General features: G+C 74.9%; 24 protein-coding genes. 9 read left to right on the top strand and 15 right to left on the bottom strand.

Going from position 1 to position 23,717, the window contains the following annotated elements; translation table 11 throughout:
- Positions 1 to 187: 187 nt before the first annotated feature.
- A complete protein-coding gene (locus A6F73_RS14675) occupies positions 188 to 1,825 on the bottom strand; it encodes a DNA repair helicase XPB (RefSeq protein ID WP_063348223.1) in 1,638 nt (545 codons plus the stop codon).
- A gap of 213 nt (positions 1,826 to 2,038) precedes the next feature.
- Here A6F73_RS14675 and A6F73_RS14670 point away from each other — a divergent pair, with 213 nt between their 5' ends.
- Positions 2,039 to 2,290 carry a hypothetical protein gene (locus A6F73_RS14670; RefSeq protein WP_063348222.1) on the top strand — a complete coding sequence of 84 codons (252 nt, stop codon included), beginning with the start codon at positions 2,039 to 2,041 and terminating at the stop codon, positions 2,288 to 2,290.
- Between the two features lie 20 nt (positions 2,291 to 2,310).
- Here A6F73_RS14670 and A6F73_RS14665 read toward each other — a convergent pair whose 3' ends face one another.
- Positions 2,311 to 4,812 (bottom strand): helicase C-terminal domain-containing protein, encoded by a 2,502-nt coding sequence (locus A6F73_RS14665; RefSeq protein WP_063348221.1) that lies wholly within the window; start codon positions 4,810 to 4,812, stop codon positions 2,311 to 2,313.
- Between the two features lie 343 nt (positions 4,813 to 5,155).
- Between A6F73_RS14665 and A6F73_RS41455 the strand changes: the two genes are divergently transcribed.
- Positions 5,156 to 5,983, top strand: a complete 828-nt coding sequence (locus tag A6F73_RS41455; protein WP_159398458.1) for a hypothetical protein — start codon at positions 5,156 to 5,158, stop codon at positions 5,981 to 5,983.
- On the opposite strand, the gene A6F73_RS14660 is transcribed toward A6F73_RS41455, so the two are convergent.
- On the bottom strand, positions 5,880 to 6,614 hold the full coding sequence (locus tag A6F73_RS14660; RefSeq protein WP_063348220.1) for a TetR/AcrR family transcriptional regulator: 735 nt from the start codon (positions 6,612 to 6,614) through the stop codon (positions 5,880 to 5,882). The genes A6F73_RS41455 and A6F73_RS14660 overlap by 104 nt on opposite strands.
- A gap of 102 nt (positions 6,615 to 6,716) precedes the next feature.
- Here A6F73_RS14660 and A6F73_RS14655 point away from each other — a divergent pair, with 102 nt between their 5' ends.
- Entirely contained in the window at positions 6,717 to 7,367 is a 651-nt protein-coding gene (locus tag A6F73_RS14655; RefSeq protein WP_063348219.1) for a hypothetical protein, read from the top strand.
- Between the two features lie 162 nt (positions 7,368 to 7,529).
- Here the strand turns inward: A6F73_RS14655 and A6F73_RS14650 are convergent, their stop codons facing one another.
- Positions 7,530 to 7,892, bottom strand: coding sequence for a nuclear transport factor 2 family protein (locus A6F73_RS14650; protein ID WP_063348218.1), 363 nt, complete (start codon positions 7,890 to 7,892; stop codon positions 7,530 to 7,532).
- Between the two features lie 70 nt (positions 7,893 to 7,962).
- Here A6F73_RS14650 and A6F73_RS14645 point away from each other — a divergent pair, with 70 nt between their 5' ends.
- The gene (locus A6F73_RS14645) at positions 7,963 to 8,841 is read left to right on the top strand and encodes a LysR family transcriptional regulator (RefSeq protein WP_063348217.1); all 879 of its coding nucleotides are present in this window, start codon (positions 7,963 to 7,965) and stop codon (positions 8,839 to 8,841) included.
- A gap of 60 nt (positions 8,842 to 8,901) precedes the next feature.
- Here A6F73_RS14645 and A6F73_RS14640 read toward each other — a convergent pair whose 3' ends face one another.
- Positions 8,902 to 9,507: a TIGR03086 family metal-binding protein gene (locus A6F73_RS14640; RefSeq protein ID WP_063348216.1), complete on the bottom strand. Its 606-nt coding sequence runs from the start codon at positions 9,505 to 9,507 to the stop codon at positions 8,902 to 8,904.
- A gap of 235 nt (positions 9,508 to 9,742) precedes the next feature.
- On the opposite strand from A6F73_RS14640, the gene A6F73_RS14635 reads away from it, so the two are divergent.
- The gene (locus A6F73_RS14635) at positions 9,743 to 11,152 is read left to right on the top strand and encodes an MFS transporter (RefSeq protein WP_063348215.1); all 1,410 of its coding nucleotides are present in this window, start codon (positions 9,743 to 9,745) and stop codon (positions 11,150 to 11,152) included.
- A gap of 216 nt (positions 11,153 to 11,368) precedes the next feature.
- Here the strand turns inward: A6F73_RS14635 and A6F73_RS14630 are convergent, their stop codons facing one another.
- On the bottom strand, positions 11,369 to 11,812 hold the full coding sequence (locus A6F73_RS14630) for a MarR family transcriptional regulator (protein WP_079135691.1): 444 nt from the start codon (positions 11,810 to 11,812) through the stop codon (positions 11,369 to 11,371).
- Positions 11,813 to 11,913: 101 nt separating this feature from the next.
- Here A6F73_RS14630 and A6F73_RS14625 point away from each other — a divergent pair, with 101 nt between their 5' ends.
- Positions 11,914 to 12,747 carry a helix-turn-helix domain-containing protein gene (locus tag A6F73_RS14625; RefSeq protein WP_063348214.1) on the top strand — a complete coding sequence of 278 codons (834 nt, stop codon included), beginning with the start codon at positions 11,914 to 11,916 and terminating at the stop codon, positions 12,745 to 12,747.
- Here the strand turns inward: A6F73_RS14625 and A6F73_RS14620 are convergent.
- The 4 genes from A6F73_RS14620 to A6F73_RS14605 all read right to left on the bottom strand — a co-directional run bounded on the left by A6F73_RS14620 (position 12,710) and on the right by A6F73_RS14605 (position 16,686).
- Positions 12,710 to 13,681: an iron-siderophore ABC transporter substrate-binding protein gene (locus tag A6F73_RS14620; protein ID WP_063348213.1), complete on the bottom strand. Its 972-nt coding sequence runs from the start codon at positions 13,679 to 13,681 to the stop codon at positions 12,710 to 12,712. The genes A6F73_RS14625 and A6F73_RS14620 overlap by 38 nt on opposite strands.
- A 67-nt stretch (positions 13,682 to 13,748) precedes the next feature.
- Positions 13,749 to 14,555, bottom strand: a complete 807-nt coding sequence (locus tag A6F73_RS14615) for an ABC transporter ATP-binding protein (protein WP_063348212.1) — start codon at positions 14,553 to 14,555, stop codon at positions 13,749 to 13,751.
- Entirely contained in the window at positions 14,555 to 15,658 is a 1,104-nt protein-coding gene (locus A6F73_RS14610; RefSeq protein ID WP_063348211.1) for an iron ABC transporter permease, read from the bottom strand. Before A6F73_RS14610 ends, A6F73_RS14615 begins: the two co-directional genes overlap by 1 nt.
- Complete coding sequence (locus A6F73_RS14605; protein ID WP_063348210.1) at positions 15,655 to 16,686, bottom strand: iron ABC transporter permease; 1,032 nt, start codon at positions 16,684 to 16,686, stop codon at positions 15,655 to 15,657. Before A6F73_RS14605 ends, A6F73_RS14610 begins: the two co-directional genes overlap by 4 nt.
- A 100-nt stretch (positions 16,687 to 16,786) precedes the next feature.
- Between A6F73_RS14605 and A6F73_RS14600 the strand changes: the two genes are divergently transcribed.
- Positions 16,787 to 17,413, top strand: a complete 627-nt coding sequence (locus A6F73_RS14600; RefSeq protein WP_063348209.1) for an HAD family hydrolase — start codon at positions 16,787 to 16,789, stop codon at positions 17,411 to 17,413.
- A gap of 47 nt (positions 17,414 to 17,460) precedes the next feature.
- Here A6F73_RS14600 and A6F73_RS14595 read toward each other — a convergent pair whose 3' ends face one another.
- On the bottom strand, positions 17,461 to 17,703 hold the full coding sequence (locus A6F73_RS14595) for a hypothetical protein (RefSeq protein WP_063348208.1): 243 nt from the start codon (positions 17,701 to 17,703) through the stop codon (positions 17,461 to 17,463).
- A gap of 472 nt (positions 17,704 to 18,175) precedes the next feature.
- Between A6F73_RS14595 and A6F73_RS44010 the strand changes: the two genes are divergently transcribed.
- Entirely contained in the window at positions 18,176 to 18,559 is a 384-nt protein-coding gene (locus A6F73_RS44010) for a cold-shock protein (RefSeq protein ID WP_063348207.1), read from the top strand.
- Between the two features lie 10 nt (positions 18,560 to 18,569).
- Here A6F73_RS44010 and A6F73_RS14585 read toward each other — a convergent pair whose 3' ends face one another.
- The 4 genes from A6F73_RS14585 to A6F73_RS14570 all read right to left on the bottom strand — a co-directional run bounded on the left by A6F73_RS14585 (position 18,570) and on the right by A6F73_RS14570 (position 22,105).
- The gene (locus A6F73_RS14585; RefSeq protein ID WP_208869081.1) at positions 18,570 to 19,421 is read right to left on the bottom strand and encodes a 1,4-dihydroxy-6-naphthoate synthase; all 852 of its coding nucleotides are present in this window, start codon (positions 19,419 to 19,421) and stop codon (positions 18,570 to 18,572) included.
- Positions 19,414 to 20,178, bottom strand: coding sequence for a futalosine hydrolase (locus A6F73_RS14580; protein ID WP_063348206.1), 765 nt, complete (start codon positions 20,176 to 20,178; stop codon positions 19,414 to 19,416). The genes A6F73_RS14585 and A6F73_RS14580 overlap by 8 nt, the downstream gene beginning before the upstream one ends.
- Positions 20,179 to 20,188: 10 nt before the next feature.
- The gene (locus tag A6F73_RS14575) at positions 20,189 to 20,719 is read right to left on the bottom strand and encodes a hypothetical protein (protein ID WP_063348205.1); all 531 of its coding nucleotides are present in this window, start codon (positions 20,717 to 20,719) and stop codon (positions 20,189 to 20,191) included.
- A gap of 72 nt (positions 20,720 to 20,791) precedes the next feature.
- Positions 20,792 to 22,105, bottom strand: a complete 1,314-nt coding sequence (locus A6F73_RS14570) for an MFS transporter (RefSeq protein WP_107453039.1) — start codon at positions 22,103 to 22,105, stop codon at positions 20,792 to 20,794.
- Between the two features lie 618 nt (positions 22,106 to 22,723).
- On the opposite strand from A6F73_RS14570, the gene A6F73_RS14565 reads away from it, so the two are divergent.
- Positions 22,724 to 23,605, top strand: coding sequence for a DUF3027 domain-containing protein (locus tag A6F73_RS14565; protein WP_063348204.1), 882 nt, complete (start codon positions 22,724 to 22,726; stop codon positions 23,603 to 23,605).
- Positions 23,606 to 23,717: the final 112 nt, after the last annotated feature.

Here is a 23,717-nt window from a genome sequence, read left to right as displayed (position 1 = left end):
GGGCAGACGGACGATCCTAGACCCGTGCGGCCCGGGGTTCCAGCCCCGCAGGTCCCGGGCCCGCAGGTCCCGGCCCCCGTACGACCCGGAGGACGCGCACCGCGGCGGCACCGCCCCGGGCACCGCCGCGCGCGTGGTCCTCCTCGGGCGCGACGGTGTCCGGGGCCGGGGTGCCCTACCGCACGCCCTACAGCACGTCGTCCGCGTCGATGATGCGGTACGCGTAGCCCTGCTCGGCCAGGAAGCGCTGCCGGTGGGCGGCGAAGTCCTGGTCCACGGTGTCCCGGGCGACCACCGAGTAGAAGTGCGCCGAGTGGCCGTCCGCCTTCGGGCGCAGGACGCGGCCCAGGCGCTGGGCCTCCTCCTGGCGGGAGCCGAACGTCCCGGAGACCTGGATGGCCACGGTGGCCTCGGGCAGGTCGATCGAGAAGTTCGCGACCTTGGAGACCACCAGGACGCCGATCTCCTTGTTGCGGAACGCCTCGAACAGCTTCTCGCGCTGGGCGTTGCTGGTCTCGCCCTTGATCACGGGCGCGTCCAGCACCTCGCCGAGCTCGTCCAGCTGGTCGATGTACTGGCCGATGACCAGCGTCTGGTCCTTCTCGTGCTTCTTCACCAGCGCCTCCACCACCCGCCGCTTGGTCGCCGTGGTGGCGCAGAAGCGGTAGCGCTCCTCGGGCTCGGCGGTGGCGTAGGCCAGTCGCTCCGAGTCGGTCAGGGTGACCCGCACCTCGCAGCAGTCGGCGGGCGCGATGTAGCCCTGCGCCTCGATCTCCTTCCACGGCGCGTCGAAGCGCTTGGGCCCGATCAGGCTGAACACGTCGCCCTCGCGGCCGTCCTCGCGCACCAGCGTCGCGGTCAGGCCCAGGCGGCGGCGGGCCTGGAGGTCGGCGGTGAACTTGAACACCGGCGCCGGCAGCAGGTGCACCTCGTCGTAGACCACCAGGCCCCAGTTGCGGGCGTCGAACAGCTCCAGGTGCGCGTAGGCGCCCTTCCGCTTGGTGGTCATCACCTGGTAGGTGGCGATGGTGACCGGGCGGATCTCCTTGCGCGTCCCGCTGTACTCGCCGATCTCCTCCTCGGTGAGCGAGGTGCGCTTGACCAGCTCGTGCTTCCACTGGCGGGCCGAGACGGTGTTGGTGACCAGGATCAGCGTCGTCGACTTGGCGTGCGCCATCGCGGCCGCGCCGACCAGCGTCTTGCCGGCGCCGCAGGGCAGCACCACGACGCCCGAGCCGCCGTGCCAGAAGCCCTCGACGGCCTGTGCCTGGTACGGGCGCAGCCGCCAGCCGTCCTCGTCCAGCTCGATCGGGTGCGCCTCGCCGTCCACGTACCCGGCGAAGTCCTCGGCCGGCCAGCCGAGCTTGAGCAGCACCTGCTTGATCTGGCCGCGCTCGGAGGGGTGCACCACCACCGTGTCCGGGTCGACCCGGGCGCCGACCAGCGGGGCGATCTTCTTGGAGCGCAGCACCTCCTCCAGCACCGGCCGGTCGGTGGTGGCGAGCACCAGCCCGTGCGTCGGGTGCTTGAGCAGCTGGAGCCGCCCGTAGCGGCCCATGGTGTCCGCCACGTCCACCAGCAGTGCGTGCGGCACCGGGTAGCGCGAGTACGTCACCAGGGCGTCGACCACCTGCTCGGCGTCGTGCCCCGCCGCCCGCGCGTTCCACAGCCCGAGCGGCGTCACCCGGTACGTGTGCACGTGCTCGGGGGCGCGCTCCAACTCGGCGAACGGCGCGATGACGCGGCGGCACTCGGCGGCCTTGGGGTGATCGATCTCCAGGAGAAGAGTTTTGTCGCTCTGGACGATGAGCGGTCCGTCGTTCACGCGGGGAAGCCCTCCACTGGCTGACAGGCTGGATTGACGCAGACCCTCCAGTGTCGCGCATTGCGCGGCGAACGTGAGCGGGCCCCTTCCAAACGTGATCGGGCTTGTTCCATTCGTACGGGTGACCGCGCCCGCGACCGCGACCGCGCCGGTACCCGCGCTCCGGGCGACGGCTCCGGGTGACCACGGTGCGCATCGCTCGTTGAGCCGGGCATGAAGAAGTCGAAGCGCGTTCTCACCGCTCTCGCCCTGATGGGCACGGCCTTCGCGGCCACCGCCTCGTCCGTCGGCTCCGCGCACGCCCTCGCGGGGATCGGGGAGGGGCCCGGCGGGCTGCTCGCCGCGCCCGGATTCCTGATCGCCGACCAGGTCGGCGGCGGCTCGCTGCCGGTCGGGCAGGGGGAGATCGGCAGCCTGGCGGACAAGGCCGTCAAGGAGAAGATGAAGGAGTCGCAGGGGCACTGAGCCCGGCCCTGCCGCCGGGGTTACTCGTCGAGTTCCGCGACGCCGGTGATGCGGTGCAGGGCGAAGGTGCGGAGCTCGTCGGCGTGGTGGTCGAAGGCGGTGACGAAGCCGCCTTCGACCTTGACCGGGTCGATGATCCGCTGGCTGGCGATGCCCTCGGCGTTGAGGTAGCCGATCCACATCCGTTCGCCGAGCAGGACGGCGGTCTGCAGGGCCGCGAGGGTCTCGGCGGCGGCGGTGCGGGGCAGCTGGCGCGGGTCGGGGGTGGAGTCACGGCGGTTGACGGTGGCGGCGCGGTCGCCGGCCCGGATGGCCTTGATGGCGGCGGCGAGCAGGGTGTCGTCGGGGGTCGGCGGGCCGTCCGGGACGGGCGCGGGGGCGGTGCGGGGCGGGGTGCGGTGGCTGTCCTGGCGGGTGATCAGCACGTCGCCCTCGGCGGACTCGGCGGCCGGGGCGTAGCCCATCGTGCGCAGGGCGGCGAGCAGGACGTCCGGGGCGGCCTGGGCGGCGAGGACGGTGGGGGCGAGCAGCCGCAGCCGCAGGTCGGCGGAGCGGCGGTCGGCGAGGACCTCGTTCAGCAGGGACGGGTCGTCGCAGCGCAGGTAGGAGGAGGCGGCGCCGACCCGCAGGATGCCGTGCCGGCGGGCGACATCGTCGATCAGGTAGCCGAGCGGCTGCGGGACGGGCGTCCGGGAGTGCTGCTCCAGGAAGGCCCGCAGGTCGGCGGCGGTGCGTCCGGCGTCGAGGGCGCGGCGTACGGACACCGGGGTGAAGCGGTAGACGGTGGCGCCGCCCTTGGACTCGATGTCGGCGCACAGCGCGAGGGCCTGGGCGAGCGGGGTGAGCAGCGGGCCGGGGGCGATCGCGGTGAGGTCCGGTTGCAGGATCACGTGGTCGAGCGGCTGCGGCAGCAGCGGGGCGAGCACCTCGGCCGGGTCGGATTCGGCGGTGAGCAGGGCGCGGGCGGGGGCGGCGAGGGCGCCGCGGCCGGTGACGCCGAGGAGTTCGGCCTCGGCGAGGGTCCAGGCGGTGAGGTCGTCGCGCAGCTCGTGGCCGTCCGGGCCGGTCGGGCCGCCGCGCAGCGGGCGCTGCCAGCGCAGGGTGGGCAGGAGTTCGGCGGCGGTGGCGGGGGTGCCGGGCGGGAGTTCGGCGAGCAGCGCGAGGGTGGCGCGGCGGACGGACGGGGCGAGGGTGCGGTCGAGCTCGGGCCCGAGTGCGGCGCGCGGCTTGCCCTTGCCGTCCGGGGTGCCGGTGAGGGCGGGGACGCGGGTGGCGGCGAGCCAGGCGGCGGCGAGGACGGACCAGCGTTCGGCGGTGTCCCGCTGGAGCCAGCCGTCGTAGGCCGGGGTCGGGGCCCAGCGTTCGTCGGCCTCGCCGTCGGGGGCCAGCAGCCCGGCGGCGTAGGCGAGTTCGAGCCAGAAGGCGGCCTGCTGCTCGGTGGTCTCCAGGGCCTGCGCGGTGCGCTTGAGGTCGCGGATGCCGAGGCCGCCGGCGCGCAGCGTGGGCGGCGGGGTGAGGCCCCAGGTGTCGAGGAGTTCCTCGACGGTCTTGACGGCGGTGTGGGCCTGGCCGGCCGCCGCGCCGTCCACAGCCTGTGGATCGCGCGGGGCGGCGGCCGGGGCGGGCTCGGGCTGGACCGGCTCGACGGCGCGGTGGGTGCGGCCGCCGCGCAGGTGCAGGGCCAGTTCGCGCGGCAGGACGACGCTGCCCGGCCCGCTGGGCAGCAGCAGCCCGCGGGCGAGCAGCCACTCGACGGGGCTCTGCGCGTCCTCGGCGGTGACCGGGCGGGTGGCGTCCGGGACGGTGCCGGTCGGCGGCCCCCAGACCAGCCGCTCCAGCAGCCGCAGCGCGGCCTCGGGGGCGGTGTCGAGCAGCGCCGCGCAGCGGGCGCGGTCGTTCAGCAGGGCGGCGAGCGCGTCGACGGCGGTGACCGGGTCCGGGGTGGCGGGCTGTCCGGCGGAGGCGAGCAGCTGCTGCAGCCGGGCCGGGGACATGCCGACGGTCGCGTCGGAGAGGGTCGGGCCGAGGCCGGTGCGGCCGGGGTTGGCGGCCGTCGGGGCGAGTGCCTCGCGGACGGCGAGGACCAGCCGCAGGCCGTTGTCCGGGCCCCAGAGCAGGGACCGGTCGCGCAGGGTGGCGATCGCCCGGGGGAGGGCGGCGGCGACGGCGGACCGGTCGGCGGGCGTCAGCGGGGTCGCGCCGGGGTGCGGCTTGACCTTGGCCGGGCCGGTCAGCAGGGTGCGGACGGTGGCCAGGCCGGTGCCGTCCGGGGCGGTGGCCAGGACCTCGGCGACCTGCAGGGTGAAGCGGTCCAGGCGCTCCAGGGCGCGCAGCGCCGAGGCGCGGGAGGAGAGCCGGGCGGACAGCTGGGTGAGGTCGCCGGGGACGGGGTTGAGCAGGTCGGGGCGGGAGCGGAGCAGGGCGGCGAGCGCGTCGTCGGGGCGGGCGCGCAACTCCTCGGCGAGGGTGCGGGGGCCGGCGGCGGACCTGCCCTGGCGTTGAGGGCCCTGCTGTGTGGTCATTCGACCTAGGTTAGTCGGGCGGGCGGACGGCGGGGTGTCCGTGCGGCGGCCCGTGGTGGACCGGTCCTCAGGACTCGCGTGGGCGGGGGCGGGGTGGGTAGCGTCACGGCCGAGGGTGGTTCGGTGGGCCGGGGTTCGGGCGCGAGGCGGGGTGTCGGTGATGACGGACGGCGAGTGGTGGCGCAGGAGCGGGCCGTGGAGCGGCCGTTCGGGGGGCGGGGCGGGGGCCTCCGGCGGGTCTGCCGGGGCCGGTGCTGCCGGTGACAGGGGCGGTTCGGGCGGTCCGGGTGCGTCGGGTGGGTCCGGGGCCTCCGGTCCGTCCGGCGCCTCCGACGGGGACAGCGTGTACGACACGGCGGCGCCGGGCGGCGGGACTCCGTCGGTGCCGCTGGATCCGCCCCGGACGCCGCGCGCCCCGGGGGCCGGGGCGCCGCCCGTACAGCTGGACAAGTCGCGTTTCGACGGGCCCGAGGACGATTCGGACTCCATCCCGCCGCCCCAGGTGTACAGCTCCGGCGCGAACGGCTGGGATCTGGTGCTGCTCAACTTCTCGGACTCGCCGCAGGCTCCGCCGAAGCCGATCCCCGAGCAGCGCGCCGGGGGCGGGGCGGGTGCGGCGGGCGCGCAGGCTGCCGATCCGGCGGGGGCGGCTGCGGCGGCTTCGGGGAAGGGGAAGAAGCTGCGCAAGGCCAAGGGGAGGGCGGCCGCCGCGGGGAAGGCGAAGGCGCAGCCGGCCGTCCCCGCCGGCCAGGCCGGTGCCGATGCGGGTGCGGGTGCGGGTGCGGGCGCAAGTGCAGGTGCAGGCGTCGGGGTTCGGCGGCCGTCCCTGCTGGTCCTGCTCTCCTGCGGGCTGCTGATCGGCGGCGCCGCCATGAGCTTCTTCCCGGCCATGCTGGTGGGCTGGGCCCTCGGCTACCTGTCCCGCCAACTCTCCGATCTGATGCGCAAGTTCGTCATCCTCGGGATCCCGCTGATCACGATGAGCGCGGCCACCCTGCACGCCATGCAGGCCAAGCCGGGCGCCCAGGGCGGCGCGGGCGTGCAGGCCGGTGCGCAGTTCAGCCAGATCAGCTGGTCGGCGGCCCCGGGCGTGCTGCGCCTGTCGGCGGTGCTGTCGGCGGTGGTGCTGCTGCTGTTGAGCCTGCGCCGTCGCCCGCCGCAGCAGGGCTGAGGCCCGGGACGAGGGCGGCGAAGCCGGTGCAGAGCAGTCGGATGCTCTGGGTGAACTTCTCGTCCTGGCTGATCCGGGGGATCAACTCGCCCATGATCAGCGGGAACTGCGCGCACAGGTCGGCGTAGAGCTCGGCGCTGACGGGTGGTGGGGCCGGTGGCTGGTTCTGTTCCTGGAGGACGAAGCCGGTGACGTGGCTGAGCAGGATGTCGGCGGCGATGCCGCAGTGGACGGTGGGCAGGCCGGCGTCGAGGAGGGTGCGCAGCAGGCGTTCCATCAGGGAGAGGCCGCCGGAGCTGAGGATGCCGGGGCTCTCGGCGAGGAGCAGTGCGCCGCCGGGGTGTTGCTGGATGCTGCGGCGCAGGGTGGTGGCCTGGGCCTCGACCCGGTCCCGCCAGGTGGCGTCGGGGCCGAGGGTGGCGAGGGCTCCGGTGCCGGTGTCGTAGGCCTGTCGGCAGACGCGGTCGGCCATCAGGGTGAGCAACTCGTCCTTGCCGCGCACGTGGTAGTAGAGGCTGCCGGCGTGGGCGTCGAGGCGGTCGGCGACCTGGCGCATGGACAGGTTGTGGTAGCCGACCTCCGCGAAGACGGCCATGCCCGCATCGACGATGCGCTCCTTGGTGAGCTTCATGGCTCCACCGTACAACGTTTTCCAACACCGTTCGAAAGCTGTGCTAGCTTTGCCCTGCCCGGTTTTCGAACGGTGTTGGAATGCAATGGGGGAGGGGCAGTCATGGGGGCGATCCTGTTCAACGTGACCACGGCCGCGCTGATGGTCATGATGGTCAACTGCGGGCTCGGCGTGGTCGGCCGGGACACGCTGCGGGGGCGGCCGATCCCGTGGGCGGCGGTCGCCCTGACCACGCTCGCCGTCGGCGGCGTGCTGCTCCAGCTGCTCTGGTCCGGCGCCATGGACGCGCTCGACGCCGACCCCGCCAAGTCCGGCTGGTGGCGCGAGTTCACCTCGGTCTTCCTGCAGAACGGCGGCCTCGGCGGCGGCCTGTGGAACCTCGCCACCCTCGCCGCCGTCGCCGCGCTCGCCCAGTGGTACTGGGGCGGCCCGCTCACCCTCGCCTTCTTCCTCGCGGGCATCCTGCTGCCCGGCCGGATCGACGACCTGCTCGGCTTCGGCGACGGCCCCAGCGCCGACCCCCGCAACTTCGCCGGCAGCTCCGGCGCCACCTACTTCCTCGGCGCCACCCTGGCCCTCGCCTTCCTCACCCGCACCCGCCTGCCCAGGGAGCGCGCCCTGGCCGTCGGCGTCCCGGTGCTGGGCCTCGCCATGTGGCTCGCCCAGGACAACGGGCACGGCCTGGTGGCGGTCTACGGCTTCGCCCTCGGCGCGGCGGCCTGGGCGGTTCGCGGCTGGCTGGCGCGACGGTAGCCGGGGCCGCCTCGGTCCGACCCGCCGGGCTGGGCGATCCGGCCCGGCGGGTCGGACCGCTTGGCCCCGCTTGGTCCGGCGGCGGATCGCCCAGCCCCTCAGCCCCTCAGCCCCTCAACCCCCCCAGCCCCTCAGTCCGGCGGCGCGGTGCGCCCCAGCCGCTCAGCGGGCGAAGCCCGCCAGCAGCTCCCGCGGGTCGAAGGTCACCCGGATCCGGGTGATCCGCCCGTTCTCCACGTGGCTCCAGTTCGCCGTCGGCGCCGGCGGTGCGACGCTCGTGTGCAGGTCGAACCAGGTGATCACGTCGTCCCCCTCGACCACCCGGGTGTGCACCTCGATCTTCTCCAGGACCTGCCCGAGCCCCTTCAGCCCGGCCAGGGCGTTCTCCACCCCCGACACCGTGGCCAGCGGCCCCACGAAGTCGACGTCCTCCGCCAGCAGCCCCCGCAGCGCCTCGAAGTCGCCCGCCTGCCAGGCCGCGAAGTAGGTCTCGGAAATCTCACGCGCAGTCTTCGTCGTCGTCATGCCTCCATCCTCCCGAGCGCTCAACCATCCGTCCAACAGATGGATCAGATCCCAGCTATCATCACTGGTTATGGAGATGCACCAGCTGCGCTACTTCGCGGCCGTCGTCGACGAGGGCTCCTTCACCGCCGCCGCGACCCGCCTGCACGTGAGCCAGTCCGGCATCAGCACCCAGGTCGGCAAGCTGGAACGCGAGTTGGGCCAGCTGCTCCTCGACCGTTCCGGCCGCCGGGTCCGCCTCACCCCCGCCGGCGAGGCCGTCCTGCCGCTGGCCAAGGACGCCCTCGCAACGCTCGAAGCCATCCAGCACACCGCCGCCGAGTTCGCCGACGCCGTCCGCGGCCGTGTCCGGCTCGGGATGATCATGGGGTGTGCGATCCCGCCGTTCCTCGACGTCGTCGCCGACCTCGGCCGCACCCACCCCGGCATCGAACTGAGCCTGCACGAGGGCCACTCCGAGCTGCTCCAGGCGCAGGTCCTCTCCGGCGCCCTCGACCTGGCGCTGATCGGTTTCGCCAAGGAGGCCGACCCCGGCCTGGACGTCACCGTCGTCGTCGACGAGCCGATCGCCGCCATCGTCCCCGCCGGCCACCGCCTGGACCGCCCCTCCCTCCGGCTCGCCGACCTCGCGTCCGAGAAGATCCTCTGCCTCTCCCCGGGCACCGGCATCCGCGCCGCCTACGAGCACTCCTGCCTGCAACTCGGCCTCGAACCGCGGGTGGACATCGACGCCAGCTCCCCGGCCACGCTGTTCCGGCTCGCCCAGCGCGGGGCCGGCGTCGCCGTCCTCAGCCCCTCCTCCGCCGCCGGCGAGGGCCTCCGGACCGTCCCCGTCGCCGATGCGCCGGTCCGGGCCCGCCTCGGCCTGGTCGCCCGACCCGGCCAGCACTCGCCGGCCGTGCGCCTGCTGCACGCCCGGCTCCGCGCGTCCCTGCGGGCGACGGGCTGAGGGCTTGACCAGCTGAGCGCTCAGCCGCTCAGCCGCTCAGCCGCTCAGCCGCTCAGCCGCTCAGGCGTTCCAGCGCGGATCGCGTCCGGAGGCGGCCAGCGCGCGGTCCAGCGCCGGGGCGCCGTCCGGCACCGCCACCGGGGCGGCGAACCCGCCGTACTGGCGGTACAGCTCGGCGTTCTCCTCGACGACCTCCAGCACCAGCTGCGCGAGCTCCTCGTCGATCCCGATCGGACCGCCGGTCGCCCGGGCGACGTCCCAGCCGTGCAGGACGAGCTCCGCGATCAGCATCCGGGCGACGCCCTCCGCCGGTGCCGGGGAGCCGCCGAGGTCGACGTCCCCCGCCCAGGCGGCCGGGTCGGCCCAGGCCTCGACGGCGCGGTCCAGCTGGGCCGCGTAGGCGGCGGGCCAGCCGGGGTCGGCGGTGAAGTCGTGGTCGACCAGTGCCTTGGGCAGTTCGGTGCGGCGGGCCCGGTGCTCCAGGCCGTGCGAGGTGTAGAGCACCCAGTGGTTGACGAGCGCGCGGGCGTCGAAGTCCGCGCAGGGCGTCGGGCCGTCCAGCGGGTGGCCAGCCGGGACGCCGTCGGCGACGCGTGCGGCGGCCGCGGCGGCGCGGGCCAGCAGGGGGTGCAGGGGGTGGGTGTCCGGGGTGGGGTGATCGTTCATGCCCCGATCCTGCGCCGGTCGGGGCTGCCGGGTCTTGAAGAAACGCGACGGTCGGCGCCCTGACCAGGAGCGTCGGGCCGGGGCTCGCGGCGGCCCGCCCCGGCTGCGGCGAACGGTTCAAAATAGGCAGGCAGACTGCTAATGTTCAGCAGGTAGCCTGCCTATCTCCGCCGGGATCTCCCCAGCAGGCCCCGCCCCGTCGCAGAGGTCCCGGAGGAAGCGGAAGGAACCCGGCATGCCTCTCCCCGGCGACACCCGCACCCCGCGGCAGACGACCCCGGCGCCCGCCGGAAACCCCTTCGGCCCGCGCCTCGTGGTCCCGCTGTACCTGGGGGCCTCGCTCAACCCGGTCAACAGCTCGATCATCGCGACCGCACTGGTGGCCATCGCGGCCGCCCTGCACCTCCCCGTCGGGGACACCGCGGTCCTGATCTCCTGCCTGTACCTCACCAGCGCGCTGGCCCAGCCCGCCGCCGGGCGGCTCGCCGAGGAGTTCGGGCCCCGGCGGATCTTCATCGCCGGGATCGTGCTCGTCTTCGCGGCCGGAATCGTCGGCACGCTGGCCCACTCGATGGCCGCCCTGATCACGGCCCGGGTGCTGATCGGCGCGGGCACCTCGGCCGGCTACCCGGCCGCGATGCTGCTGATCCGCCGCCGCGCCGAACAGGCCGGCTACCAGGCCCCGCCGCGCGGGGTGCTCGGCGGTCTGGCGATCACCGGCGCCGCCACCGTCGCCGTCGGCCCCGCGCTCGGTGGGCTGCTGGTGGGCTGGTTCGGCTGGCAGACCGCCTTCTGGATCAACATTCCGGTCGCCGCCGTCGCCCTGGTCCTGGCGGTGGTCGGGATCGCACCGGACCCCGACCCGGTGCGCCCCGGTTCACCCCGCGCCCTCGCCTCCCGCCTCGACCTGCCCGGCATGCTGGGCTTCGGCGGTTCGCTGACCGCCCTGATGGTCTTCCTCGCCGCCCTGCCGCGCCCGGACTGGCCCGCGCTCGCCGCCGCCCTCGTCCTCGCCGCCGTGCTGGTCGGCTGGGAACTGCGCGCCGCCCACCCGTTCCTCGACGTCCGGCTGCTCGCCTCCAACGGGGCCCTGACCCGTACCTACGTGCGCAACGGCCTGACGCTGATGGGGACGTACGTGATCCTCTACGGGCTCACCCAGTGGCTGGAGGCGGCCCGCGGGCTGTCCGCCTACCAGGCCGGCCTGGCGCTGATGCCGATGGGCGTCCTGAGCGCCGTGGCCGCCCGGGTGGTGGCCCAACGGACGGGCGTGCGGCTGCCGTTGATCGTCTGCTCGGTGCTGCTGCTGTTCGGCGCCGTGGCCGTGCTGTTCGTGGGCGGCGGCACCCCGATGGCGGCGGTCGTCGCCGTCAGCGCGGTGTTCGGACTGACCTCCGGCGCCGGGACGGTCGCCAACCAGACCGTCCTCTACCAGGAGGCCCCCGCCGCCACGGTCGGCACCGCCTCCGGGCTGCTGCGCACCTTCGGCTACCTCGGCTCCATCGCCTCGGCGGCGATCACCGGCACCGCCTTCCACGACCGGGTGGACGACGGCGGCCTGCACTTCATCGCCTGGGTGCTGGTCGCGATCTCCGCACTCCTCCTCGTCCTGACCGTCTGCGACCGCCGACTCGCCGAGTCCTAGGGCGTGTTTCATAATTCCCGCCGGGCGCGCGACGCCGGGCATCCCGCCTGGACGCACCGGCGAAACGTCCAAGTACGGCCCAGTACGAGGACGCTTCGCCGGCACGCCCAGCCGGGCGCCCAACGCCGCGCGCTGATCCGCCGCGAATTATGAAACACGCCCTAGGCCCTGTCCGACCGGACAGGACCTAGCCACCGCAGGCGAACCGGACAGGGGCTAGCTGTCCGCCAGGCGGTTCATGATCTCGGCGGCCCGGTCGAGCGTCTTGCGCTCGCCGGCCCGGAGGGTGGAGCCGATCACCTCGGCCAGCCACGCCTCCCGCGCCGCCGGGATCCGCTCGCACAGGTCGGCTCCGGCCGGGGTCGCGCTGAAGAGGGACTTGCGCCCGTCGTTCGGGTCCTTGGCGGCGCTGACCAGGCCGCCGGCCCGCAGCGCGGCCACGGTCTCCGCCATGGACTGGCGGCGCACGTGCTCGGCCTGGGCGAGTTCGGTCACGGTCGTCGGGCCCTGCTGCACGACGCGGTGCAGGGTGGTCAGGTGCGACCAGTTCCACGGCAGGTCGTCGATCGGGGCCTCGGTGCGCAGCCGTGCCCGCAGCCGCGTCATCGCGCGCATCAGCTCGACGGCGGTGTCCTCGGGCGGGGCCGGTTCGCTACTCACCGTGCCAGCTTATGGCAGGGTGCAGCCACCCCGACCGGCGCCGGAACCCGGGCGTCGCGGGCCCGGAGAGTCCATACCGGACAAGGCCTAGCCTGGTGGGTATGGACTCTCCCGACCTCGGACGCGGCGTGCTCCACCCCGCCCGTGCGGCGGAGGCGATCAGGGTGGAGCGGCGCGCGCCCGCCCCCGCCGTGGCGCGCTTCGTCGAGTTCTACTGGCTGGTCCGCTGGGACCGGCGCGGCCGGCCCCCGTACGAGCAGAAGGTGCTCGCCCACCCGAACGTGCACCTGGTCTTCGAGGCCCCGAGGGCCCGCGTCTACGGGGTCGACCGGTCGCTCTTCGTCCGCCGCCTGGAGGGCGCCGGGCACGTGCTGGGAGTGAAGTTCCGGCCGGGCGCGTTCCGTTCGTTCGCCGGGCACCCGGTGGCCGGGCTCGCGGACCGGTCGGTGCCCGCGGCCGCCTACTTCGGCCCGGAGGCGGACCGGCTCAACGAGGACGTGCTCGGTGAACGGCCGCGGGACCAGGCCGCCCTCGCGGACGCCTTCCTGCTGCCCCGGCTGCCCGCGCCCGACCCGGTCGCGCAGGAGGTCGCCGCCATGGTGGAGCGGATCACCGGCACCCCCGACCTGTGCCGGGTCGACGACCTGGCGCGGGAGCTGGGCCTCACCGTCCGCCGGCTCCAGCGGCTGTTCGCCGAGTACGTCGGCGCCTCCCCGAAGTGGGTGCTGCGCCGCGCCCGCCTCCACGAGGCCGCCGAACGTGCCGACGCGGGCGGCGCGTTGGACCTGGCGGCGCTCGCGGCCGAACTCGGGTACGCGGATCAGGCCCATCTCACCCGCGACTTCACGGCCGCCGTCGGCACCTCCCCGGCCCGCTACGCCGACGCCGCGCGGCGGGTCACGCCTCCAGGAAGCGCTGCAGCTCGGCCAGCATGAAGTTGGCGCCGGTGTACCCGATCCCCTGGAACCACAGCTGGTCGTCCACCGGGAACGCCCGGTGCGCCTTGACCGCCCCCAGCGCCTGCCAGCCCGGGCTCTCCAGCGCGGCGTCGGTGCCGGCCAGGGCCGGGTCGCCGGAGGTGGCGTACAGCAGCAGGTCGCCGTCCGCCTTCGCGATCTGGTCCAGCGGGATCTCGACGTCGGACTGGTCGACGTTCTGTGCGTCCGGCCGCCCCACCTGGGCGTCCGACAGCACGATCCCGGGGAAGCTCTGCTTCCCGAACAGCCGGATCCCGCCGCCCTCCACGAACCGCACCAGGCTCACCTTCCGGCCGGATGTCTTCGCCGCCGACAGGGCCTGCACCACCTGGTTGGCGTGCCGCTGGTACGAGGAGACGAAGGCCGCCGCCGCGGCCTCCCGGCTCAGCGCCTGGGCGTGCACCTGGAAGTCGGCCTTCCACGGCGCGCCGGTGGTCTGGGTGAGTACGGTCGGCGCGATCTCCCGCAGTTGGTCGTAGCGGTCGCCGTCGCGCGCCTGGTTGGAGAGGATCAGGTCCGGCCGCAGCGCCCGGATCGCGACCAGGTCCGGGGCGCCGGCCAGGCCGACCCGGTGGATCCCGGCGACCCGGGAGGCCGGCCAGTAGCTCGGGAACCGGATGTCGGCGGCCGGCAGCGCGGCGCCGACCGGGGTGATGCCGAGGGTCAGCGCCGAGTCCAGCACGTCCGTGTCGAGGACGACCACTCGCAGCGGCTCGCCCGGCACCAGCACCGGCCCGGTGGCCGTGTCCACCGTGACCGGCGGCACCGGGGTGGGCGAGGCGGCCGCGCCCAGGCCGTCGGCGGTCGGCGGCGCCGGCCGCCGGGTGGTGCAGGCCGCGAGCGCGGCCCCGCCGAGACCGGCGAGGAACGAACGGCGGGCGATCCGGTGCATCGGCGGTCCTCAGGCGGTGAGGCTTCGGGGGCGCGCCGATTATGTCCGGTTTCGTGTGGAATTGCCGTCAGGCGTCCACGGCCGCCGCCCACGGGGCCCCCGGAACGACCAACGGCGTGCCCGTCACCGGGTCCGGCACCACCACCGACTCCAGCCCGAACACCTCCCGCACCAGCTCCGCCGTCACCACCTCGGTCGGCGCGCCCTGCGCCACCACCCGGCCGTCCCGCATCGCCACCAGGTGGTCCGCGTACCGGGCCGCCTGGTTGAGGTCGTGCAGCACCGCCACCACCGTGCGGCCGCGCTCGACGTTCAGCCGGCGGACCAGGTCCAGCACCTCCACCTGGTGCGCGATGTCCAGGTAGGTGGTCGGCTCGTCCAGCAGCAGGATGTCCGTGCCCTGAGCCAGTGCCATCGCGATCCACGCCCGCTGCCGCTGGCCGCCGGACAGCTCGTCCATGCTGCGCTCGGCCAGCTCCGCCGTGGACGTCCGCTCCAGGGCCTCCGTCACCGCCGCCTCGTCCTCCGGCGACCACTGCTGCCACCAGCTCTGGTGCGGCTGGCGGCCCCGCGAGACCAGGTCCGCCACCGAGATGCCCTCCGGCGCCGTCGGCGACTGCGGCAGCAGGCCCAGCCGCTGGGCGATCCGCTTCGTCGGGATCCGCGCCAGCTCCTCGCCGTCCAGCAGCACCGCGCCCCGGACCGGCTTCAGCAGGCGCCCCAGGGCCCGCAGCAGCGTCGACTTGCCGCAGGCGTTCGGGCCGACGATCACCGTCACCCGCCCGTCCGGGATGCCGACGTCCAGGCCCTCGACGACCGTGCGCGCCTCGTAGGCCAGGGTGAGGCCCCGGGCCTCCAGTCGGTGAGCGGACATCAGGAACCTCCACGACGGATGGGGGTACCCCCGAACGGAGTTCGGGGGAGGATCAGCAGCCACATCAAGTACGGCGCGCCGACCATGCCGGTCACCACGCCCACCGGCAGTTCGGTCGGCGCCATCAGTCGCCGGGCGATCAGATCGGCCAGCACGACCACCAGCGCGCCCGTCAGCGCCGAGCAGAACAGCGGGACCTGCGCGGACCGGACCAGCCGCAGCGCGATCTGCGGCGCCATCAGCGCCACGAAGTCCACCGGCCCGGCGGCGCCCGCCGCGCACGAGGCCAGCACGATGCCCAGCAGCGCCATGCCGAGGCGGATCCGGTCCAGCCGCAGGCCCAGACCGACGGCCGTCGCGTCGTCGAAGGAGATCGAGCGCTGCGCCCGCGCCGCCCACAGGACGACGGGCACGGCGGCGAGCAGCACCCAGGCCAGCCAGCCGGCCTGGTCGTAGCCGGCGCCGTTCAGGCTGCCCGTCATCCAGACCTTCGCGGCCTGCGCCTGGAAGCCATCGCCCTTGGTCAGGAACACGGAGGTCAGCGAGGACAGGGCCACGCTGATCCCGATCCCGATCAGCACGAAGCGTTGCGCGTGCAGGCCGCGCCGCCATGCCAGCGCGTACACCAGCAGCCCGGCCACCAGCCCGCCCGCGACCGCCGCGTACGGGGCCTGACCGGTCGAGCCGACCACGCCGTACGCCATCAGCCCGACGACGGTGGCGGTCGCGCCCCAGGTCACGCCCACCACGTCGGGGCTGGCCAGCGGATTGCGGGCGACGGTCTGGATCAGCGCCCCGGCCAGCCCCAGCGCCGTGCCGACCAGCAGGCCCACGACCACCCGGGGCAGCCGGAACTCGCCGACCACCAGCTCGTGCGGGCTCGGCTGCCCGAGCACCACCTTCACCACCTCGACCGGCGACACGGCCGACTCGCCCAGGCAGAGCGAGGCGACGACCGTCCCGGCCAGCGCGACCAGCAGGCCCAGCGCCACCACCGCCGACCGGCGGTGCAGCAGCACGGACGCCCGCCCGGCCCGCAGCACGGCGTACCCGCGCGGGGAGACGGCGCCGCGCCCGACGGTTCGCCCGCCCTGCGCGCTCATGACGCGACCACCTTCCGGCGGCGCACCAGCGCGACCAGGACCGGGACGCCGACGAGCGCCGTCATCACGCCCGCCGGGACCTCCGACGGCGGGAAGAGGACCCGCCCCAGGGTGTCGGCGAGCAGCAGCAGGGCCGGGCCGAGGACGGCGGAGAAGGCGAGCACCCAGCGGTGGTCCGCGCCGGCGACGGCCCGCGCCGCGTGCGGGACGGCGAGGCCGATGAAGGCGATCGGCCCGGCGGCCGCGACGGCCGAGCCGGTCAGCACCGTCGCGCCGAGCGCGCCGATCGCCCGGACCAGGCCGGTCTTGGCGCCGAGGCCCTTGGCGGTGTCCTCGCCGAGCGCGAGCGCGTCCAGGCCGCGGGCCACCGCGACCACCAGCACCGTGCCGACGGCGAGGAACGGCAGCAGCTGCCAGGCCACGTCCGAGGTCCGCCCGGAGAGCGAGCCGACGTGCCAGAAGCGGAATTGGTCCATGGTGGCCGCGTCGGTCGTCAGCACCATGGTGTTGAGCGAGGCGATGAACGCGGACATCGCCGAGCCGGCCAGCGCCAGCTTGATCGGCGTGGCCCCGCCCCGGCCGCGCCCGGCCAGGCCGTACACGAGCACGGTGGCGATCACGGCGCCCGCGAAGCCGAACCAGACGTAGCCGGTGAGGGTGGAGACGCCGAAGCCGGAGATGGCGAGGACCACGCCGGCCGCCGCGCCCTGGGAGACGCCGAGGATGCCGGGGTCGGCGATCGGGTTGCGGGTGAGGCCCTGCATGACGGCCCCGGCGAGGCCGAGCGCCGCGCCGACGGCCAGCCCGACGACGGTGCGCGGCACCCGCAGCTCGCGGACGACGACGGCGTTGGCCGTGTCGCCGCCGTGCAGCAGGGCGTCGAGGGTGTCGCCGAAGGGGATGGTGCGGCTGCCGACCGCCAGGCTCAGCAGCACCGCGGCGGCCAGGACGGCCAGCGCGGCGGCGAGCCACAGTATTCGGCGGCGCGCTGTCCGTCGCGCGCCGGGTGGCGCGGTGGTGTCGGTCATGGGCCCTCTCCGCAGACAACTCAGGTAAACCTAAGTTCCCGTCGGAAGCCGGGGCAAATTGCCCCGGCTCCCCGAACCGCCCGTTGGATAGCCTGGCGGCATGCCCGAGACCCGCACCGCCCCGCTCACCGTCGGCTTCGACCTCGACATGACGCTGCTGGACACCCGGCCGGGGATCCACGCCACTTACCTGGCGCTCGCGGCCGAGACCGGCGTCCGCATCGACGCCGACCTGGTGGTCACCCGGCTCGGCCCGCCGCTGCTGGACGAGATCCGCAACTGGTTCCCGGAGGACGAGGTGGAGCGCGCCGCCACCCGCTACCGCGAGCTCTACCGCGACCTCGCCTTCGCCCCGACCGTCGCCCTCCCCGGCGCGCACGCCGCCGTCGAGGCGGTCCGCGACCACGGCGGCCGGGTCGCGGTGATCACCGGCAAGTACGAGCCGAACGCCCGCCTGCACCTGGAGCACGCCGGGCTGCACGCGGACGCGCTGGTCGGCGACCTCTGGGCGGAGACCAAGGGCGAGGCGCTGCGCGAGTACGGCGCGAGCGTCTACGTCGGCGACCACCTCGGCGACATCCGGGGCGCCCGGCACGCGGACGCCGTCGCGGTGTGCGTGGCCACCGGCCCGTACAGCGCGGACGAACTGCGCGCGGCCGGGGCGGACGTGGTGCTGGCGGACCTCACCGGGTTCCCGGCCTGGCTCGACGCCCACCTGGCCGGCTGAGCCGCGGCCCCGGGGCATGCCCTGGGGCCGGGTCCCGGGGCCGCGTTCTAGGACGCGGCCGCGGACTCCACCCGGCGGCGCTGGGCCCGCGCGTTCAGGAACAGCCCGGTCAGCGCGGCCAGGAAGCCCGCCGGCATCAGCATGCTCAGCCAGTACGCGGCCGTCGGCAGCGGCGTCAGGTGCAGGAACAGCGGGACGAAGGTGACCAGGGTGGCGAGCGCGCCCAGACCGAAGACGATCGTCCCGGCCTTGACGTACACGTCGCCGGGGTCGGCGCTCTGGCTGCTCACGTCTGCTCGCTCCTCGGGGCTGGTCGGGCGGTCGGTCCAGTCTGGCAGAGCGGCCGCCGGGCCCCGTCACCGGAGCGGTCCGGTCACGTTGCGCAGTTTCTCGGAAGCTGAACGTTTTGATCCCTGCTGGGCGGGGGTATGCAGGGGGTGCCGAGGGGTGCGACACGTGCGCCCCGTTTCCTCAGACCCGGGGGTGTGAGCCGATGGACCGTGCTGAGCCGCGCCCCGGCTGTGCCAGTACCGGGTCGCCCGTGATCGCGAGAACGCCGCGCCCGTACCGCCCCCAACGGGCCTTGGAACGCGGATCTTTCGCGGAACGCGGATGAGGCAGTGACGGACCGTTAGTCTGCTCCTGACAGCGTGCTGACCATGAGCGCCCGCGGGCGCCGAGCCGAGGTCGGCTGCCTTCCCCACCACCCAGTGATCCCCGGCCAGGGCCGGGATCCCTCACACCCATTCGAGGACTGTCGAGATGCCCACCGGCCAGGTCAAGTGGTTCAACGAGACGAAGGGCTTCGGCTTCCTGTCACGCGACGACGGCGGCGACGTCTTCGTCCACACCAAGGCGCTGCCCGCCGGTGTCACCGTGCTGAAGCCGGGCCAGCGGGTCGAGTTCGGCGTGGTCGCCGGCCACCGCGGCGACCAGGCGATGGCCGTGCAACTGCTGGACGCACTGCCGTCGGTGGCCGCCGCCCAGCGCAAGAGCGCCGACGACATGGCGCCGATCGTCCAGGACCTGATCACCACGCTGGACGCGGTGCTGCCGGGCCTCCAGCACGGCCGCTACCCGGCCAAGGCGACCGGCCAGAAGCTGGCCGGCCTGCTGCGCGCGGTGGCCGACCAGTTCGACGTCTGACCGAGGGGGATCAGAACGCCAGCGCACCCGGGTCGAGCGGGGGCACCAGCCCCTCCGCGGCGGCCCGGGTGAGCAGCGCGCGGACGGCCGCGTAGCCCTCCTCGCCGAGGTCCGCGGTGAACTCGTTCACGTACAGGGCGATGTGCTGGTCGGCGACGGCCGGGTCCATCTCCTGGGCGTGCGCCAGCACGTACTCCCGGCTGGCGCTCGGGTCCGCCCAGGCCTGCCGGACGGAGGCGCGGACGGCGTCGGTGAGCGCGCGCAGCCGTTCGGCGCCGAGCGAGCGCCGGGCGACGATCGCGCCGAGCGGGATCGGCAGGCCGGTCTCCTGCTCCCAGGCCTCGCCCATGTCGGCCAGGCTGTGCAGGCCGTACTGCCGGTACGTGAACCGGGCCTCGTGGATCACCAGGCCGGCGTCCACCCGGCCGTCCCGGACGGCGGGCATGATCTCGTGGAACGGCAGGACGACGATCTCGCCGAAGCCGCCCGGCACCGCCTTCGCGGCCCAGAGCCGGAACAGCAGGTAGGCGGTGGAGCGCTCGGACGGCACCGCCACCGTCTTCCCGGTGAGGTCCGCGGGGGCGTCCGTGCCCGGCCGGGTGAGCACCAGCGGGCCGCAGCCGCGCCCGAGCGCGCCGCCGCAGGGCAGCAGGGTGTACTCGTCCAGGACCCAGGGCAGCGCGCCGTAGCTGATCTTCAGGACGTCCAGTTCGCCGCGCTCGGCCAGGCCGTTGGTGACGTCGATGTCCGCGAAGGTCACCTCGGGGGCGTCCGCCCCGGGCACCAGGCCGTGCGCCCAGGCGTGGAAGACGAAGGTGTCGTTCGGGCAGGGCGAGTACGCGATGCTCAGCCGTTCAGCCACGGCCGGCCTCCTCGATCAGTTCGTGGACGGGCAGTGCGGCGAAGGCCCGCTCCAGGGCGGCCAGCGCCTCGCCGATCCGCCAGGCGGCCCGGTCGCGCGGGCCGACCGGGTTGGAGACGGTCCGGAGTTCGAGCACCGGCACGCCGTACCGGGCGGCGGCCTCGGCCACGCCGAAGCCCTCCATCGCCTCGGCCAGGGCGCCCGGGTGGCGGGCGGCCAGTGCGGCGGCCCGCTCGGCGCTGCCGGTGACGGTGGAGACGGTCAGCACCGGGCCGGTGGCGGCGCCCAGGGCCCGGGCGGCCAGCGCGACGGCGGCCGGGGGAGGGGTGTGCCGGACGGTGCCGAAGCCCAGTTCGGTGACGTCGGCGAAGCCCTCGGGGGTCTCGGCGCCGAGGTCGGCGGTGACGATCGCGTCGGCCAGCACGGTGGTGCCGACCGGGGCGTGCGGGGCGAACCCGCCGGCGATCCCGGCCGAGACGACCAGGCCGTAGCGGCCCCCCGAGGCCGGCTGCGCGCCCAGCGCGGCGGAGGCGGCGGCGGAGGCGGCGGCCGGGCCGACCCCGCCCGCCAGGACGTCCACCGGGGCGCCCGCGGCCCGGTGCAGCGCACCGCCGGGCAGCGGCAGCACGGTGGCCGGGCCGGGCAGGCCGCGCAGGACGGCCTCGGCCTCGGCGGGCACCGCGACGACGACGAGCAGCCGGGCCCGGTCGGGGCCCGGCTGCTCGCTGCGCTCGTCCGCGACGGCGTGTGCGGTCATCGCGGGAGCGTCAGCTGTCCTGGGTGTTCAGCTGGAAGTACCAGACGGCGACCGGGTTGTCCGAGTTCTTGTCGCCCTCGACCACGGTGACCAGGGTCTTGCCGGAGGCGTTCAGCACCTGGCTCGCCGGCTGGGAGCCGGAGAAGGTCGGGCCCTTGGCGTAGGAGAACAGGCTGAAGCGCCCGCCCTGGCCCTGCGAGCCGCCGTTGGTGAAGGCCCACCAGCCCTTGTCGGCCACGTTCGGGGAGACGCCGACGCCGACCCGGTCGCTCACCACGACGTCGGAGGTCGGGAGGGTGCCCTCCGCGAGGGCCTGGGTGGCCTTCTGCTGGCACTCCTGCTGCAGGTCCTCCGTGATCGGGCTGCCGCCGTTGAAGCACAGCGGGTCCGCGACGATCGAGGAGTTGCCGACCGTGAGGGTCGCGCGGTGGGAGCTGTGCTCGGTCTGGCCGCTCGCGATGGCGACGGACGTGCCGACCGTGGCAGCACCGACCACGACGACGGCGCCGAGGGCGGCGATGGCACGGGTATTGAGGCTCATGCGTCAGAATCTACCGGGCTTCGCCGATCACGCTACGCGGGGGTCGGCCACCGCGTGTTGCCCATGGCCGGTTCAGGCCACCCTGGGCGCCGGAGGGCGCCGCCGCAGGCCCACCCGGAACAGCGTGCGGACCGTCCACAGCAGCATCAGGCCCACCACCCCGGCGGCCACCGACAGACCCAGCACGCCGTTCAGCGGCAGCAGGATGCCGACCGCGCCGCCGGCCACCCAGGACAGCTGGAGCAGCGTCTCCGACCGCGCGAACGCCGAGGTCCGCACCGCCTCCGGGACGTCCCGCTGGATCAGCGCGTCCAGCGACAGCTTGCCCAGCGAGGCCGCCACCCCGGCCACGCCGGCGACCAGGACCACCGTCACCACGCCGTACCAGAGCGCGGCCGCGGCCGTCGCGCCGGTCGCCAGCAGCAGCATCGCGGTGACCGTCGCCTCCGGGCCCCGGGTGCGCAGCCAGGAGCCCAGCACCGAACCCAGCGCGTTGCCCGTCCCCGCCGCCAGCGCCACCAGGCCCAGCGCCAGCGTCGGCCGCAGGCCCCCGATCGGCTCTTCGCGCAGCAGGAACGCCAGGAACATCACCAGGAAGCCGACCAGCCAGCGCAGCGCCGACATCGCCCGCAGCGCCAGGATCACCGACGGGCCGACGGTGCGCAGCGAGGCCTTCGGGGCGCGGGCGTCCTCCGGCGCCCGCTCGCCGTGCGCCTCGCCGTGCATCTCGGCGTGCAGCAGTGCGCGCTGCTCGCCCTTGGCGGAGTCCACCGCGTGCGGCAGGTGGAAGGCCATCAGGGTGCCGATCACGAAGACCAGGAACGCGCCGCGCAGCGGCCAGCCCGGCCCGATCAGGTGCAGCAGACCGCCCACCCCGGCCGCCACCCCGGTGGCCAGCAGCCCGGCCAGGGTGACCCGGGAGTTCGCCTTCACCAGCGACAGCCGGCTCGGCAGCAGCCGCGGCACCACCACGCTGCGCACCACCCCGTACGCCTTGGACGCCACCAGCACGCCCAGCGCCTCCGGGTACAGCGCCAGACCGCCGCCGGTGATCACCCCGGCCATCGTCCAGGCCAGCACCGCCCGGGCCAGCATCGACATCGCCATCGCCGCCCGGCGGCCGTGCGGCAGCCGGTCCAGCAGCGGGCCGATCACCGGGGCCAGCAGGGCGAACGGGGCCATCGTGATCAACAGGTACAGCGACACCCGGCCGCGGGCCTCGCCGGTGGGTACGGAGAAGAAGATGGTCGAGGCCAGCGCGACGGTGATCAGCATGTCGCCGAAGGAGTTCAGCGCGTGCAGTTCGATCAGCTTCGCCAGGCCGGATTCGCCCGCGCCCTCCGCGGAGGTGGCCTTGCGGATCCGGCGGCCGGTGCCGTGCACCACCCGGCCGGTGCGGGCGCCGGCGGCGGAGGCGGTCCGGACCAGGAGGTTGCGGCTCGGCTCGGGTTCCTCTTCGCCAGGGTCCCCGTCCAGGGCGGCGAGCTGCCGGGCGTGGACGGCCGGGTCGGCGCCGGCCACGGTGGCGGTCGCGGCGCCGGTCTTGACGAGGCTCACGGGGGCGGTGGGCGACTCGAAATCGCCCCCCGGCTGCGGTTCGCCCGCAGCGGGGGCCGGAGACTGCTGTCGCGGCACGGCGTCCGCCTGGTCGGGGCTGCCGGCCTGCGAGGCGTGCAGTGCGTGCTGCGACGGGTCCTCGTCCGCCACATGCCCATCCTGCCCCAGAATCGCCGCAGTGACGCGGGAATCCACCCCCCTCGGCGCGGCCCCGGAACGGCCGCCACCGCCCCGGACTGTGCTGGGGCGCCGACCGGCGGGTAGCCTGCCCAGGGGCCGCGTGCCGAGCGCCGGGGCGCCGGCAGGCCCGGACGAGCGGCGCGGCCGGTATCCGCGGCGGCCTCTGGTCGCGCAGAATGGACAAGGGACTATCGAGCCGCGACGGAACAGGCAACACGCCGTGGGCGACAGAAGAACTGGGAGAGAATCGACGCCGTGAGTGCTGCGATGCGAAGCCGTACCCCCGATCGGCTCTGTGCCGAGGCCGTCGAACTCGCCCGGAAGGCGGCCGAGGAGGCCGTCGGCCCGGAGACCGTCGGACCACATCTCGGCGCCCAGGCGGACGCCGACCGCGTCGTCACCCACACCTTCGAGTGCCTGGACGCCGCCTACCGTGGCTGGCACTGGGCGGTCACCGTCGCCCGTGCCCCGCGCGCGAAGAACGTCACCCTCGACGAGGTCGTCCTGCTGCCCGGCGCCGACGCCGTCCTCGCCCCCCAGTGGGTGCCGTGGAGCGAGCGGCTGCGCCCCGGTGACATGGGCCCGGGCGACCTGCTGCCCACCGACGCCGACGACGCGCGCCTGGAACCCGGCTGGAGCGGCGAGGACGAGCCCGCCCCGAACTCCGCGGTCGCCCTCGCGGCCGAGGAGGACGTGGTCGTCACCGACCCGGGCATCCAGCCCGCCCCGGCCCGGGCCCGGATCAACGCCGTCGCCGAGGAGCTCGGCATGGGCCGTAGCCGGGTGCTCTCCCGGCTCGGCCTGCACCTGGCCGCCGACCGCTGGGAGAAGGCGCACGGCTCGCAGACGCCGATGGCGCAGGCCGCGCCCGCCGCGTGCGGCAGCTGCGGCTTCCTGATCCCGATCGGCGGCTCGCTCGGACAGGCCTTCGGCGTGTGCGGCAACGAGTTCGGGCCGGCGGACGGGCAGATCGTCTCCTTCGCGTACGGCTGCGGCGGGCACTCCGAGGCGGCCGTCATCCCGGCCCCGCCGGCGCCGTCCGAGCTGATCCTGGACGAGCTGGTGGTCGAGCCGATGCAGCTGCACCCGGACCGCACCTCCGGCTCGGTCGAGCCGGACGCCCCGGCGGAGGAGCTCGGGCACTCCTGACCGGACCTGTTCTCGCTTGCGGCCCGCTCCACCGAACCGGTGGGGCGGGCCGTGGCGTTCGTGCGGGTGGGGGCCCTGCGGGCGCCCGGCGGCGGGGGCGCGGTCCGGAGCA

The organism is Streptomyces sp. MJM8645, from assembly GCF_001625365.1.
In the GTDB taxonomy this organism is placed as follows: domain Bacteria; phylum Actinomycetota; class Actinomycetes; order Streptomycetales; family Streptomycetaceae; genus Kitasatospora.
The sequence above is the reverse complement of the archived record's forward strand: the minus strand, read 5'-3'. Positions and strand labels throughout refer to the sequence as shown.

Excerpts from the sequence above, each read along its gene's own strand:
- A6F73_RS14670 (WP_063348222.1), top strand. The coding sequence starts at position 2,039 with ATGAAGAAGTCGAAGCGCGTTCTCACCGCTCTCGCCCTGATGGGCACG.
- A6F73_RS14665 (WP_063348221.1), bottom strand. The coding sequence starts at position 4,812 with ATGACCACACAGCAGGGCCCTCAACGCCAGGGCAGGTCCGCCGCCGGC.
- A6F73_RS14660 (WP_063348220.1), bottom strand. The coding sequence starts at position 6,614 with ATGAAGCTCACCAAGGAGCGCATCGTCGATGCGGGCATGGCCGTCTTC.
- A6F73_RS14655 (WP_063348219.1), top strand. The coding sequence starts at position 6,717 with ATGGGGGCGATCCTGTTCAACGTGACCACGGCCGCGCTGATGGTCATG.
- A6F73_RS14650 (WP_063348218.1), bottom strand. The coding sequence starts at position 7,892 with ATGACGACGACGAAGACTGCGCGTGAGATTTCCGAGACCTACTTCGCG.
- A6F73_RS14645 (WP_063348217.1), top strand. The coding sequence starts at position 7,963 with ATGGAGATGCACCAGCTGCGCTACTTCGCGGCCGTCGTCGACGAGGGC.
- A6F73_RS14640 (WP_063348216.1), bottom strand. The coding sequence starts at position 9,507 with ATGAACGATCACCCCACCCCGGACACCCACCCCCTGCACCCCCTGCTG.
- A6F73_RS14635 (WP_063348215.1), top strand. The coding sequence starts at position 9,743 with ATGCCTCTCCCCGGCGACACCCGCACCCCGCGGCAGACGACCCCGGCG.
- A6F73_RS14625 (WP_063348214.1), top strand. The coding sequence starts at position 11,914 with ATGGACTCTCCCGACCTCGGACGCGGCGTGCTCCACCCCGCCCGTGCG.
- A6F73_RS14620 (WP_063348213.1), bottom strand. The coding sequence starts at position 13,681 with ATGCACCGGATCGCCCGCCGTTCGTTCCTCGCCGGTCTCGGCGGGGCC.
- A6F73_RS14615 (WP_063348212.1), bottom strand. The coding sequence starts at position 14,555 with ATGTCCGCTCACCGACTGGAGGCCCGGGGCCTCACCCTGGCCTACGAG.
- A6F73_RS14610 (WP_063348211.1), bottom strand. The coding sequence starts at position 15,658 with ATGAGCGCGCAGGGCGGGCGAACCGTCGGGCGCGGCGCCGTCTCCCCG.
- A6F73_RS14605 (WP_063348210.1), bottom strand. The coding sequence starts at position 16,686 with ATGACCGACACCACCGCGCCACCCGGCGCGCGACGGACAGCGCGCCGC.
- A6F73_RS14600 (WP_063348209.1), top strand. The coding sequence starts at position 16,787 with ATGCCCGAGACCCGCACCGCCCCGCTCACCGTCGGCTTCGACCTCGAC.
- A6F73_RS44010 (WP_063348207.1), top strand. The coding sequence starts at position 18,176 with ATGCCCACCGGCCAGGTCAAGTGGTTCAACGAGACGAAGGGCTTCGGC.
- A6F73_RS14580 (WP_063348206.1), bottom strand. The coding sequence starts at position 20,178 with ATGACCGCACACGCCGTCGCGGACGAGCGCAGCGAGCAGCCGGGCCCC.
- A6F73_RS14575 (WP_063348205.1), bottom strand. The coding sequence starts at position 20,719 with ATGAGCCTCAATACCCGTGCCATCGCCGCCCTCGGCGCCGTCGTCGTG.
- A6F73_RS14565 (WP_063348204.1), top strand. The coding sequence starts at position 22,724 with ATGCGAAGCCGTACCCCCGATCGGCTCTGTGCCGAGGCCGTCGAACTC.